The organism is Lentzea xerophila (assembly GCF_051094245.1).
Lineage (GTDB): Bacteria > Actinomycetota > Actinomycetes > Mycobacteriales > Pseudonocardiaceae > Lentzea > Lentzea xerophila.
The window spans coordinates 7,305,595-7,317,919 of record NZ_CP194934.1; the positions used below are offsets into that span (position 1 = coordinate 7,305,595).

The following is a 12,325-nucleotide window of genomic DNA, read 5'->3' on the forward strand; positions in this document are numbered from 1 at the left end:
TTCGCGGCGAGCGGACAGCAGGAACGGCAGCGCGCGGGGCGGAGCCACTAGAACGCGGCGGGGACCTGCCCGGCCGGACAGGTCCCCGTGAGCGCGCCGGTACGAATCAGCAGCTCGGCGCGTCCTTGCCCGCGCTGAGCGCCTCCAGCGACGACACGGCGTCCTTCAGGTTCTCGACCTTGATCAGCTTGAGGTCGGACGGCGCCTGCTGCTTCGCGTCCTGGCAGTTGTCCGCGGGCACGAGGAACGCCGTCGCGCCCGCCTCCTTCGCCGCGACCATCTTGAAGGCGATGCCGCCGATGGGCTTCACGGTGCCGTCGCCGGTGATCTCGCCGGTGCCCGCGATGGCCTTGCCGCCGTTGAGCTCGCCGGGCGTCAGCTTGTCGACGATCGCCAGCGCGAAGATGAGGCCGGCCGAGGGACCGCCGACGTCGGACAGGCTGATCTTGATCTTGAACGGCACGTCGGCGCGGTCCACCGGTGAGATGCCGATGAAGCCGGCGGGCCTGCCGTCGTCGCGCGTGCCGAGGGTGAGCTGGGTCGACTTCGAGGTGCCGTCGGACTCGAACGCCACCTCGATGCGGTCGCCCGGCTTGGTGTTCTCCAGCGCCGCGCTCACGTCGGCGGAGCTCTGCACCTGCTTGCCGTTGACCGAGATGATGCGGGCGCCGAGCGGGATGACGTTGTCCGCGGGGCTGCCCTTGGTGACCTGGTTCGCGACCACCTTGCCCGGATAGCCGAGGTAGTGCAGCGCGGCGACCTCGGCGGAGGTCTGGGACTCGCTGAACGCGAGCTCGTTGTTCTTCTGCACCTCCTCCTCGGACTCACCGGGCTTGAAGAACTCCTCGCGCGGCGCCAGGGCGTAGCGGCCGGACAGCCACAGGCCGAGCGCGCCGAACAACGACACGTCGTCGGTGAGCGAGACCGTCGTCATGCGCAGCGTTCCGTTGGTGGGGAACGTGTTCTGACCCTCGACCGCCACCACGTCGGCGTCCTTGACCTTGCCGAGCACGTCGTAGGTCGGGCCGGGGCCCAGCGCGACGTACGGGACTCTGGCGAAACCGCCGAGCAGTCCGAGTGCCGCCACCACTAGGAAGCTGACGATCAGCGTCCACGTCCGGCGGGTCAGTCCGCGTTCCCTCGGCGGGGGCGCGGGTGGGGGTGCGGTCGTGACGGTTTCACTCACGGCTGAACAGCGTACGACCATGTCTATCCGCGTACGGTAGAGGCATGAGTGACGTGCCGTTCGGGTTCAGCCCGCAAAACCCCGACGACAAGGGCGGGAAGCCGGGAGACAACCCGTTCGACTTCAGTCAGCTGGGCGACATGCTGAGCCAGCTGGGCGCGATGCTGAGCAGCGCCGGAACGTCGAGCGGGCCGGTCAACTACGATCTCGCCAAGCAGATCGCGTTCCAGCAGCTGTCGTCGACCACGACGACCATCGGGTTCGCCGCGGACCAGTCGAGCGCGGTCACCGACGCCGTGCACCTGGCCGAGATGTGGCTGGACCCCGTCACGTCGCTCCCCGCGGGCTCGCGCACGACGCAGGCGTGGACGGCCCGCGACTGGATCGAGCGCACTATTCCGACGTGGCAGCGCCTGTGCGACCCGGTCGCGCAGCGCATGTCCGGCGCCTGGGTCGAGGCGATGCCCGCCGAGGCGAAGCAGGCCGCGGGCCCGTTGCTGTCGATGCTCGGGCAGATGGGCGGCATGGCGTTCGGCTCGCAGCTGGGCAACGCGCTGGCGCAACTCGGCTCCGAGGTCCTCACCTCGACCGACGTCGGCCTGCCGCTCGGCCCCGAGGGCACCGCCGCCCTGCTGCCCGCGAACATCGAGAAGTTCACCGAGGGCCTGGAGCGCCCCGCGTCCGAGGTGATGGTGTTCCTCGCCGCCCGCGAGGCAGCGCACCAGCGCCTCTTCACCCACGTGCCGTGGCTGCGGCAGCGCCTGCTCGACACCGTCGAGGAGTTCGCCAAGGGCATCAAGGTCGACACCTCGGCCCTGGAACAGCTCGCCGGCCAGATCGACCCGTCGAACCCGGCCTCCATCGAGGAGGCCATGGGCTCGGGCCTGCTCGAACCGCAGACCACCCCGGAGCAGAAGGCGGCCCTGAACCGCCTGGAGACGCTGCTCGCGCTGGTCGAGGGCTGGGTGGACGTAGTGGTCGACGCCGCCGTCTCCGAACGACTCCCCGGCGCCCCCGCCCTGCGCGAGACGCTCCGCCGCCGCCGCGCCTCCGGCGGCCCCGCCGAGCAGACCTTCGCGACGCTCGTCGGCCTGGAACTGCGCCCCCGCAAGCTGCGGGCCGCCTCGGCGCTGTGGAAGCTCATCGGCGACCAGCACGGCGTCGAGGTGCGCGACAGCGTGTGGGAACACGCCGAGCTCGTCCCGACCGCCGAGGACCTGGACGACCCGCTGGGGTTCGCCGAACGCCTCACCAACACCCGCAACGCGCTCGAGGACCCGATCGCCGAGCTGGAGCGCACCATGCGCGAGGGCGGCGACAAGCCCGACAAGCCCGAAGAGGCCTGATCAGCTCCTGACCGCGTGCCGCGCCCGGCGAGGACCTTCCTCGCCGGGCGCGCTGCGTTTCGGGGGTCCGGGGCCCACGTCGGCGTGTCTGCTGAGGGCCCGGCCCTGCGCGAGGACCTTCCTCACCAGGCACGTTGCACTTGAGGGTCTAGGGGCTCGCCCCGCCGTCGGGCTCGCCCCCGCCGCCGAACCTGACGGCCCTGCCCGCAGAAGACACGCGCAGCGAACCCGGCAAGCGCACTCCGCGAGCACACCCCTCCCCTGAGCGCAGACTCAGTCCTCCGAGATCCCTAAACCCGCGGCGGCAGACAGACCTTCCAGATAACCCATAGCTCGCTCGGTCTTCGGGTAGCGGTGCACCCACTCCCAGAAGTCCTTGCCGTGCCCTGGCACCAGCAGGTGCGCGAGTTCGTGCACCAGCACGTAGTCGAGCACCCACGGCGGCACCTCACGCAACCGCTCGGACACGCGGATCGTGCCCTCGGTGGGCGTGCACGACGCCCAGCGGGTGCGCATGGGCGGCACCCAGCGCACGCTGACCGGATCGGCCAGCGAGTCCAGGTACCGCGCCGACAGCTCGGCGCAGCGCGCCATGAGCGCCTCGTCCGACGTTCGCGCAGGAGATCTCCTGCGCGTCTCGCTGCGCTGGAGGCGGCTCAACATCTCCGCCACCCAGTGCTTCTCTTCCCCCTTGGTCATCCGTGCCGGCAGAAGGACGACCACTGTGTCGCCCTCCCGGTACGCGCTGACCATGCGGCGGCGCCGGGAGCTCCGCCGCACCTCCACCCGCGGTTCAGCCATGGAGTCACCGTAAACGGCGCCACCGACAATTTTCCGCCCCCAACCGGCGGCAGGCGCGCACCCGGCGGGTGAAGTTCCACCGAACGGCGGCTGGACACGCGCGGGATCGACATGCGCGGATTCGCACGCCTGCGGAGGTACCGTCGCGCCAAGGTCCCCGAGTGTGTCCGCACTCACAACTGCAAGGGAGGGGCTGTGGCCGAGAAGTACAACGGCTACTGCGTCAAGTGCCGGGAGAAGCGCGACTTCGACGGCAATGTCGAGGAGACCAACGGCCGGCGCATGGCGAAGGGCACCTGCCCTGTCTGCGGCACGAAGATGACGCGGATCCTCGGCAAGGCCAAGGTCTGACGTTTCCGCTGGCAGGGGGCCTCGCCCCCTGCCAGTCTTTCCGATGTGGACCCAAGACCTCGCGTGCGTGCAGGACTGGCCGTGGTGCGCCGCGGTCCCGGTGTCGTCCAGGTCGGCACCGACCCGAAACACGCCGTGGTGATCGACTCGCTGCCCGAGGCGCTGGTCGACGAACTGATCACCCTGGACGGCCGCCACACCGTCGCTGAACTGGGTGAAAGGCTGAAAAAGCGTGGCGAAGACCCTACCCAGCTGGGTGAAGTTCTCGAATCGCTCGACGAAGCCGGCCTGCTCGACAGCGGCTCCCGCGCGAAGGGCGGGACAGCCGCCGTCCACGGCGACGGACACCTTGCTCTCTCAATTACTTCGCTTCTAGCTGAATCAGGCGTTCAGCTCGCGCACAACGCGGATCTGACGGTGCTGGCGGCGACACTGGTCCCCGATCCGAACCTCGTGAGCACGCTGATGGCGTTCCGGACGCCGCATCTGGCCGTGCGCGTGCGTGAGGGCGTGGGCATCGTCGGGCCGTTGGTCCTGCCCGGTCGTTCCTCGTGCCTGAACTGCGCGGACCTGCACCGCACCGACCAGGACCCGGCCTGGCCCGCCATCGCGGCCCAGCTCGTCGGCCGGCCGGCGTCCACCGACGTGCTGTTCGCGTCGGGGACGGCGGCGCTCGCCGTCGCACAGGTGCTCGAGTCGCTGGCCTATGTGCGCGGCCTCGACCCGGTACCGCCACCAGTGCTCAACGCCACTCTCGAGCTCGACCTGGTGACGGGTGTTGCTGAGAGGCGAAGCTGGTATCCGCACCCTGACTGTCAGTGCTCCGCACATAACATGGCCGAGTGACCGAGATTCCGCGCAAGGCCGTGCAGCGCACCGCCAAGCTGGCGAGCCTCCCGCTCGGGGTGGCAGGCCGGGTTGTCGGCGGCTGGGGGAAGCGACTGACCGGACGCGCGGCCGACGAGGTCAACGCCGAGGTGACGGCCAAGACCGCGGAACAGGTCTTCGCGGTGCTCGGCCAGCTCAAGGGCGGCGCAATGAAGTTCGGCCAGGCCCTGAGCGTGTTCGAGGCGGCGGTCCCGGACGAGCTCGCGGCCCCGTACCGCGAGGCGCTGACGAAGCTGCAGACCGCGGCCCCGCCGATGCCCGCCCGCACCACGCACCGCGTGCTCGCCGAACAGCTCGGCGCGTCCTGGACGAAGCGCTTCCAGTCGTTCGACGACGACCCGGCCGCGTCGGCGTCCATCGGCCAGGTGCACCGCGCCGTGTGGCACGACGGCCGCGACGTGGCGGTGAAGGTCCAGTACCCCGGCGCGGACGAGGCCCTGCGCGCCGACCTGAAGCAGCTGCTGCGGTTCTCCCGGCTGCTGCAGGCGATCATGCCCGGCACCGACGTGCGCCCGCTGCTGGAGGAGCTGCGCGACAGGTACCTGGAGGAGCTCGACTACCGCGACGAGGCCGCGAACCAGCGCGCGTTCGCGAAGGCCTTCGAGAACGACCCGCACGTCGTGGTCCCCCGCGTCATCGCCTCGTCGCCCAAGGTCATGGTGACCGAGTGGACGTCCGGCGTCGGGCTGTCGCACATCATCCGCGAGGGCTCACCGGAAGACCGCGACCTGGCAGGCCAGCGGCTCGCCGAGTTCCACTTCTCGGCCCCGTCCCGCTCCGGCCTGCTGCACGCCGACCCTCACCCCGGCAACTTCATGCTGGGCGACGACGGCCGCCTGCGCGTGATCGACTTCGGCGCCGTCGCCCGCCTCCCCGACGGCCTGCCCAAGACGCTGGGCCTGATGACGAGGCTGGCCCTGGACGGCCGCTCCGCCGACCTGGTCGAACTGCTGCGGAACGAGAACTTCATCCGCGAGGGCATGGAACTGCACGGCGAGGACGTGCTCGGCTACCTGTCGCCGTTCGTGGAGCCGCTGCGCACCGAGACGTTCCACTTCACCCGCCGCTGGCTGCAGTCGCAGGCCGAACGCGTCGGCGACCTGCGCAGCCCGGACTCGCAAACGGGCCGCTCGCTGAACCTGCCGCCGCAGTACCTGCTGATCCACCGCGTGACGATGGGTGCGACGGGCATCCTCTGCCAACTGGACGCCCACGTGACGGCACGCGAGATCGTCGCGCGCTGGCAGCCGGGATTCGACGACTGAGTCGTTCCCCGTTCGGGTGATTGCCCGGCGAGTTATCCACAGGTTGGCTTCTCGCCCCCTTCGAGGGCCGTCCGATGCGCCACGATGAACCACATGGCACCCATCGCAACCACCGCTGACCTGCGCAAATCCGGGATCTCCTCACGCGAGGCCCAGCGCCACTGCACACCCGCCGGCCCGTGGCAACAGCTGCTGCCCGGCGTCTTCCTGACGAAGCCGTCGCCCCCGACCCGGCTGGACCGGCTCCGCGCCGTTCTCTCCTTCACGGGCCCTTCCTCGGCAGTCACGGGAGCCGACGCGCTCGTCCGGCAAGGCGCCGTCGTGCCTCTTCCCCGGCACATCCACGTGCTCGCGGGGATGAACGCGCGAAGAGCGCATCCGTCGATCCTCCTCGAGCGCACGAGCCGACCGCCGGGCGTCGTGGAACGCGACGGGCTGACACTGGTCAAGCCCGCCCGCGCCGCCCTGGACCTGGCGCGCCGGGAGACGAACCCGCGCGCCGTCGTGGAGATCCTCGACGCCGTGGTGGGCGCGCGGCTGTGCTCGCCCGGTGACCTGCTCGACGAGCTGCGGCTGGGCAGCCGACGAGGAACGGCGCTGGTCAGGCAGGCCTTACGCCACCTCTACCCGACCTGACCGCCAACGCTTGAGGGTCGGCCAGGGCATCGCCCCTCGCAGCCACTCTCGATGTCACCGCATTTGCGCAGGCTCGGCGGCTGCAATCGACCCGGTGTCCAGAACAGTCGGATCGTTCGCCGCACGAGCCAACCGAGCCCCGACGCCCGCGCACGTTCCGGCAGGCGGTCGGCAGTCGACAGACGTGAAGGAGCCGCGCCGGCTGTACAACCCAGGCACCTGGGATCGCTCGCTCAGCGCCTGCCCAGCAGCCCGCGCCCGAAGGCCGCGTTCCATGGAACTCTCGCGCGATCCGTATCCCGCGACCTCGCGACCAGTGACTTCCGACCCCGCGGGCCGCATGCCACCGAACTCCGTCCCGCGACCGTGCGAACCACACCCCGGCGAATCAAGACCCCGCCACCCACGAACCTGCGAACCACAACTCCGCGACACACAACCCGCGAGCCACAAACCCGCGGCCCACAACCCCGCGGCCCACAATCCGGCGACCCACACCCCGCGGCCCACAATCCGGCGGCCCACAACCCAGCGACACGCAACCCTACGATCCACAAGCACGCGGCCCACCACCGCGCGGCCCACCACCGCGCGGCCCACAACCCAGCGACACACAACCCTGCGATCCACAAGCCCGCGGCCCACCACCGCGCGGCCCACCACCGCGCGGCCCACAACCCAGCGACACACAACCCTGCGATCCACAAGCCCGCGACCCACAAGCCCGCGCGACACACGGCCCACGACCCGTGAGCCCCGAACCCGGCAACCTCACGACCCACGCTCGCGCCGCCCGGCGCGTCAGCGCCAGTACTCGTCAGGCAGCTTGCCCTCGATGTCCCGCACGTGGGTCTTCGAGCACACCTGGCACAACCACCGCACACCCCCACCGGTCCGCTCGGACGACCAGGCCAGGAACTCCAGGTCAGAAACGGAGGAACGCATCCGCCCACATCTGTGGCACACCGCCACCGCCGCCCCTGCGGTCACCGGCGCCGCCCCACGTGAACGGTGTCGGTCTCCAGCAGGAACACGTCCTCGCGGGCTCCGACGTACTCGGAGTCGGAGGGATTGAGCAGGCGCCGCAGCGCCTCGCGATCGGCCGGGTGCAGGGACGGGCCGGTGATCTCGGTCAGCCAGGTCAGGCGGTCGGCGGCCCAGTCGCGGACCAGCTGTTTGGCCGGGGCCGGGTGGTCGACGACGAAGCTGAAGGCGCTGATCTCGCCGAGGCCCGCGTCGGCCAGGGCGACGTTCCAGCCGACCGGTAGGCGGACGGTGCCTGTCATGTTCTCGCGCATCGACACGAACCAGGACGCGCGGGCCGCGGCGATGCGGTCCTGCAGGCCGGGCTCGCCGACGCCGAGGTCCCACGGCAGGAAGCGGGTCTCGAGGCCGCCCTCGGCCAGGGCCAGCCAGCCGCCGGGAGCGAGTGCGGAGACCAGGCGCTTCAGACCGCGCAACTGATCAGGGAGGTGGTGAACGACCCGCGAGCCCCAGATGAGCTCGACCGGGCCGGCGAACGACAGCGGGTCCTCCGAGGCGAGGTCCGCGAGTACGGGCTTCACCGAGACGGCGCCGTCCGCCTCGGCGCGGGCCGCGGTGCAGGCTGCGTCGAGCAGTTCCGGGGTCGCGTCGACCAGGACGAGGACGCCGCCGCCGTGGTCGCGCAGTGCCGCGGCCAGGGGCACGCTCATGGAGCCGGCGCCACAGCCGACGTCCATGACGACCGGCGAGTCGGGCAGCGGTGCGACGAGTCTGCGGGCGACCGCGTCCAGCGCCTCCGCCTGCAGCGAGCCGTAGCGCCTCATCGCGTGGAGGCGTGCGGACCAGTCGATTCCGTCGTGGGTGTGGTGCGGCACACGGGGAACGGTACGGAGGAACGGCCGAGGCCGCCATCCACCTTCTCGTGGATGACGGCCTCAGCTCGAGACTGTCAGAGGTCGAAGCGAGCCGCTCTGCGTCCCGCCCATCGCGACAACCTGCGCCAACGTTGCGCTGACGCGAGGCGGTTCGCCAGGCGTTGCTCTTCAGCGAACCTCTGGGCTTCTTGTATTCGTATTCGCACGAGTTCTTCGTTCAGAGACATGGGAGTCAGGCCCTCGTTCAGGTAGGCGGGCATTGCGCTGTGGTTGAGCTGCACGGTGTTCACGCCGCCGCCTCCGTCTTGCTGGCAGTGACAACAGTCGCGTCCTTGCGCGGACGGCCACGGGGCCGCTTGCGCGCGATGACGACACCGCGCTCGAAGATCTCTCCACCCCAGACGCCCCACGGCTCGTGACGGGCGATGGCGCCGGCGAGGCACTCCGCCAGGACCGGGCAGGTCCCGCAGAAGGTCTTCGCCTTCTCGAGGTCAGCCGGAGCGTCGGCGAACCAGAGGTCTGGGTTGTGGGTGCGGCAGGGGATGTCGAGCCCCTCCGCGAGGTCCGGAAGTGTCTCGCCCGTGAGCGGGACAGTCGCGGTCAACATCAGGGTTTTCTCCTTGTGTGGGGTACTGCGAAAACACGAAAGCCGCGGACTCTGTGCGAGTCCGCGGCTTTCGTGAGCCTGGTGGTCCTTCGACCCCCTTATGGGGTCGGCAGGAGCCTTCTCACTTGATGCGCGGACAGCGCATTCGTGTAGTTGTCGACGTCGTCGATGACGGGCAGCGCGATCGGCTGCTCGTTGCGCAGTTCGCCGCCCATGACGGTGCAACGCAGGGCGGTGCCGCGCTCGCGACCCAGCAGTGCCACTGGCTTGTGGGCAGACTTGTGCCACATGGCCTGAGTGGATGCGGACGTGCAAAGGCCCTCGGTCAACGGGAGGCCGAGCGCGCGCGAGATGCTGAAGATCTTCACAACGGGCCACCTCCTCCGAGCGAGAGAGCTCTGCAGTTGAGAGCTAGTAGTAGTTCTTCTTCCCCAGACGGGTCCTCCGGACCCGGCATGAGCAGGTTATGACCCCGTCCCTGGGGCTCGCAACCTATTTAACGAAACTTGTCCCGATCAGGTGGCGGAGTACCCGACACCGGCTCGGACCAGGCCCAACACGTCGTCACCGAACTTATCGAGCTTCGAGGCGCCGATGCCAGAGATCGCCACGAGTCCGGCCGAATCCGTGGGCCGCTGCTCCGCGATCGCCATCAGTGTCGCGTCGGTGAAGACGACGTACGCGGGCACCTTGAGCTCCCGCGCCCGCCCCGCACGCCACTGACGCAGCGACTCGAGCAGTTCTTCGTCCACATCGGACGGGCAGGACCTGCATCGGCCGAGCTTGACGGCCTGCGCCTCGACCAGGGTCGACGCGCACACCCGGCAGGTCGGCTTCTCCTTCTTCATCAGAGGTGGCCGCTGCGCACCACCAGATACGCGTGCGGCCGGATGATTCTCGGGCACGAGGCTGTAGAGGAAGCGTGACCGGCGCCGGTACTTGCGCCCACCGGCCGCGCGCGACAACGCCCACGACAGCCAGATGTGCTCACGCGCGCGTGTGACACCTACATACAGAAGGCGGCGTTCTTCTTCGACCTTCGCCTCGTCACCGTCGGCGTACTGGATCGGCACGGTGCCCTCGACCAGTCCGACGAGGAACACGGCGTCCCACTCGAGGCCCTTCGACGCGTGCAGCGACGCCAGCGTCACGCCTTCGACCGTCGGGGGGTGCTGCGCCTCGGCCCGCAGGTCGAGCTCCACGCAGAACCGCGGCAGGTCGGCCTCGGGCGCCGCGGCGGCGAACTCCTCGGCGAGCTCGACCAGTGCGAGCAGCGACTCCCAGCGTTCGCGCGCGGAGCCACCGGTAGGCGGCTCGTCGGTCAGCCCGACGCGCACGAGCACCGAGCGGACGACCTCGGGCAGGCTTCCTTCGACCTCGCCCGCCGAGCGCAGGGTGATCATCGCCTGGCGCACCTCGGCGCGTTCGAAGAACCGCTCGCCGCCGCGCACCAGGTACGGGATGCCGAGGGAGGCGAGCGCCTGCTCGTACACCTCGGACTGCGCGTTGACGCGGTAGAGGATCGCGATCTCGGAGGCCGCGACGCCCTCGTCGAGCAACGTCTTGATCCGGCGCGCGACGGCGTCGGCCTCGGCCGGCTCGTCGTCGAACTCGTGGAACCGCGGCTTCGGCCCGTCCGGCCGCTGGCCGACCAGGTTCAGCCGCGAGCCCGCCGGACGCCCCCGCGCCCACTTGATCACGTCGTTGGCCAGCTCGACGACCTGCGGCGTCGACCGGTAGTCGCGCTCCAGCCGCACGACGACGGCCTCGGGAAACCTCCGCCCGAAGTTGAGCAGCGGCTGCGGCGAGGCGCCCGCGAACGAGTAGATGGTCTGGTTCGCGTCGCCGACCACGGTCAGGTCGTCACGGCCGCCCAGCCACGAGTCGAGCACGCGCTGCTGCAACGGCGTCACGTCCTGGTACTCGTCGACGACGAAGCAGCGGTAGCGGTCGCGGAACTCCTGCGCGACCTCCGCGTTGTCCTCCAGCGCGCCCGCCGTGTAGAGCAGCAGGTCGTCGAAGTCGAGCAGCTGCGCCTCGTTCTTGAGCTGCTCGTAGGTCGTGTAGAGCTTCATGATCTGCTCGGCGGGCGCCGGGATGTCCCGCGCGGCCCTGGCGGCGGCGACCGGGTAGTCCTCCGGCGTCAGCAGCGACGCCTTCGCCCACTCGATCTCGCTGGTGAGGTCGCGCAGCGCGTCCGGCTCGGTCGGCAGTCCCAGCCTCGACGCGGCGCGGGCGACGACGCGGATCTTCTGGTCGACCAGCTCCCAGCGCGGGCCACCGATTACGCGCGGCCAGAAATAGCGCAGCTGGCGTGACGCGGCGGCGTGGAACGTCACGGCCTGTGCGCCGTGCACGTCGAGAGAGCGCAAACGTGTGCGCATCTCCCCCGCAGCGCGTTTGGTGAACGTGACGGCGAGGACCTGTGACGGAGCGACGTGACCGCGTTGGCACAAGTAGGCGATGCGGTGCGTGATGGTGCGCGTTTTGCCGGTACCGGCGCCCGCGAGCACGCAGACCGGGCCGCGGGGCGCCTCGACCGCTGCGCGCTGTTCCGGATCGAGACCCTCGAGCAACGCGTCCATGCCTGGCAGTCTCGCAGATGGCCGATGCAACACCGAGACCAGCGCGCCGTATCCTGTAGGTATGGCTGGTAAGCAGGACAAGGCGGCTGCCAAGGAAGCGGCGAAGGTTCGCCGCGCGGCTTCACGCGAACGGCGCAAGCAGATCTTCGAGGCGTTCAAGATGCAGCGCCGCGAGGACAAGGCGCTCGTCCCGATGATGCTGGGCGCCCTGCTGGGCGTCACTGCGATCGCCGTGGTCCTGGGCATCATCTTCGACGTGGTCTGGATGGTCGTGCCGCTGGGCGTCGCGATCGGCGCGCTGCTGGCCGTGATCATCTTCGGCCGCCGCGTGCAGAGCAACGTCTTCCGCAAGGCCGACGGCCAGCCCGGCGCCGGCGCGTGGGCGCTCGAGAACCTGCGCGGCCGCTGGCGCGTCACCCCCGCCGTCGCGGGCACCACGCAGCTCGACGCCGTGCACCGCGTGCTCGGCCGTCCGGGCGTGGTCCTGGTCGCCGAGGGCGCTCCGCAGCGGGTGAAGCCGCTGCTCGCCCAGGAGAAGAAGCGCATCGCGCGCGTCGTCGGCGAGACGCCGATCTACGACTTCATCATCGGCACCGGCGAGGGCCAGGTCCCGCTGAAGAAGCTGCAGTCGACCCTGATGAAGCTGCCGCGCAACATCACGGCCGCCCAGGTCGACACGCTCGAGACCCGCCTCTCCGCGCTGGCCAGCCGCGGTGCCGCACTGCCGAAGGGCCCGATGCCGGCGGGCGCGAAGATGCGCAACGTCCAGCGCGCGATGCGTCGCCGCTGACAGCACTCCTC

At 70.2% G+C, this 12,325-nt stretch carries 13 protein-coding genes; 6 read left to right on the plus strand and 7 right to left on the minus strand.

Annotation, left to right across the window (positions count from 1 at the left end; all coding sequences use genetic code 11):
- Nucleotides 1-106 precede the first annotated feature (106 nt).
- Nucleotides 107-1,186, minus strand: coding sequence for a YlbL family protein (locus tag ACRSBM_RS34835; RefSeq protein WP_434450273.1), 1,080 nt, complete (start codon nt 1,184-1,186; stop codon nt 107-109).
- A 44-nt stretch (nt 1,187-1,230) separates the two neighbouring features.
- Here ACRSBM_RS34835 and ACRSBM_RS34840 point away from each other — a divergent pair, with 44 nt between their 5' ends.
- Nucleotides 1,231-2,532: a zinc-dependent metalloprotease gene (locus ACRSBM_RS34840; RefSeq protein WP_434450274.1), complete on the plus strand. Its 1,302-nt coding sequence runs from the start codon at nt 1,231-1,233 to the stop codon at nt 2,530-2,532.
- A gap of 273 nt (nt 2,533-2,805) precedes the next feature.
- Here ACRSBM_RS34840 and ACRSBM_RS34845 read toward each other — a convergent pair whose 3' ends face one another.
- A complete protein-coding gene (locus ACRSBM_RS34845; protein ID WP_434450276.1) occupies nt 2,806-3,333 on the minus strand; it encodes a M48 metallopeptidase family protein in 528 nt (175 codons plus the stop codon).
- 195 nt (nt 3,334-3,528) lie between these two features.
- On the opposite strand from ACRSBM_RS34845, the gene ACRSBM_RS34850 reads away from it, so the two are divergent.
- From ACRSBM_RS34850 to ACRSBM_RS34865, 4 genes are all read left to right on the plus strand, one after another.
- Nucleotides 3,529-3,684, plus strand: coding sequence for a DUF5679 domain-containing protein (locus tag ACRSBM_RS34850; RefSeq protein ID WP_434450278.1), 156 nt, complete (start codon nt 3,529-3,531; stop codon nt 3,682-3,684).
- 81 nt (nt 3,685-3,765) lie between these two features.
- Entirely contained in the window at nt 3,766-4,530 is a 765-nt protein-coding gene (locus ACRSBM_RS34855) for a hypothetical protein (protein WP_434450280.1), read from the plus strand.
- A complete protein-coding gene (locus ACRSBM_RS34860; RefSeq protein WP_434450282.1) occupies nt 4,527-5,837 on the plus strand; it encodes an ABC1 kinase family protein in 1,311 nt (436 codons plus the stop codon). The genes ACRSBM_RS34855 and ACRSBM_RS34860 overlap by 4 nt, the downstream gene beginning before the upstream one ends.
- A 93-nt stretch (nt 5,838-5,930) precedes the next feature.
- Nucleotides 5,931-6,473: a hypothetical protein gene (locus ACRSBM_RS34865; RefSeq protein ID WP_434450284.1), complete on the plus strand. Its 543-nt coding sequence runs from the start codon at nt 5,931-5,933 to the stop codon at nt 6,471-6,473.
- An 801-nt stretch (nt 6,474-7,274) separates the two neighbouring features.
- On the opposite strand, the gene ACRSBM_RS34870 is transcribed toward ACRSBM_RS34865, so the two are convergent.
- From ACRSBM_RS34870 to ACRSBM_RS34890, 5 genes are all read right to left on the minus strand, one after another.
- A complete protein-coding gene (locus tag ACRSBM_RS34870; protein WP_434450286.1) occupies nt 7,275-7,418 on the minus strand; it encodes a hypothetical protein in 144 nt (47 codons plus the stop codon).
- Between the two features lie 41 nt (nt 7,419-7,459).
- Nucleotides 7,460-8,332, minus strand: a complete 873-nt coding sequence (locus tag ACRSBM_RS34875; protein WP_434450288.1) for a class I SAM-dependent methyltransferase — start codon at nt 8,330-8,332, stop codon at nt 7,460-7,462.
- A gap of 286 nt (nt 8,333-8,618) precedes the next feature.
- The gene (locus ACRSBM_RS34880) at nt 8,619-8,939 is read right to left on the minus strand and encodes a WhiB family transcriptional regulator (protein WP_434450290.1); all 321 of its coding nucleotides are present in this window, start codon (nt 8,937-8,939) and stop codon (nt 8,619-8,621) included.
- A gap of 98 nt (nt 8,940-9,037) precedes the next feature.
- Nucleotides 9,038-9,307, minus strand: a complete 270-nt coding sequence (locus ACRSBM_RS34885; RefSeq protein WP_434450292.1) for a hypothetical protein — start codon at nt 9,305-9,307, stop codon at nt 9,038-9,040.
- 147 nt (nt 9,308-9,454) lie between these two features.
- Nucleotides 9,455-11,524, minus strand: coding sequence for an ATP-dependent DNA helicase UvrD2 (locus ACRSBM_RS34890; protein ID WP_434450293.1), 2,070 nt, complete (start codon nt 11,522-11,524; stop codon nt 9,455-9,457).
- Between the two features lie 61 nt (nt 11,525-11,585).
- On the opposite strand from ACRSBM_RS34890, the gene ACRSBM_RS34895 reads away from it, so the two are divergent.
- Complete coding sequence (locus ACRSBM_RS34895; protein WP_434450295.1) at nt 11,586-12,314, plus strand: DUF4191 domain-containing protein; 729 nt, start codon at nt 11,586-11,588, stop codon at nt 12,312-12,314.
- Nucleotides 12,315-12,325 lie beyond the last annotated feature (11 nt).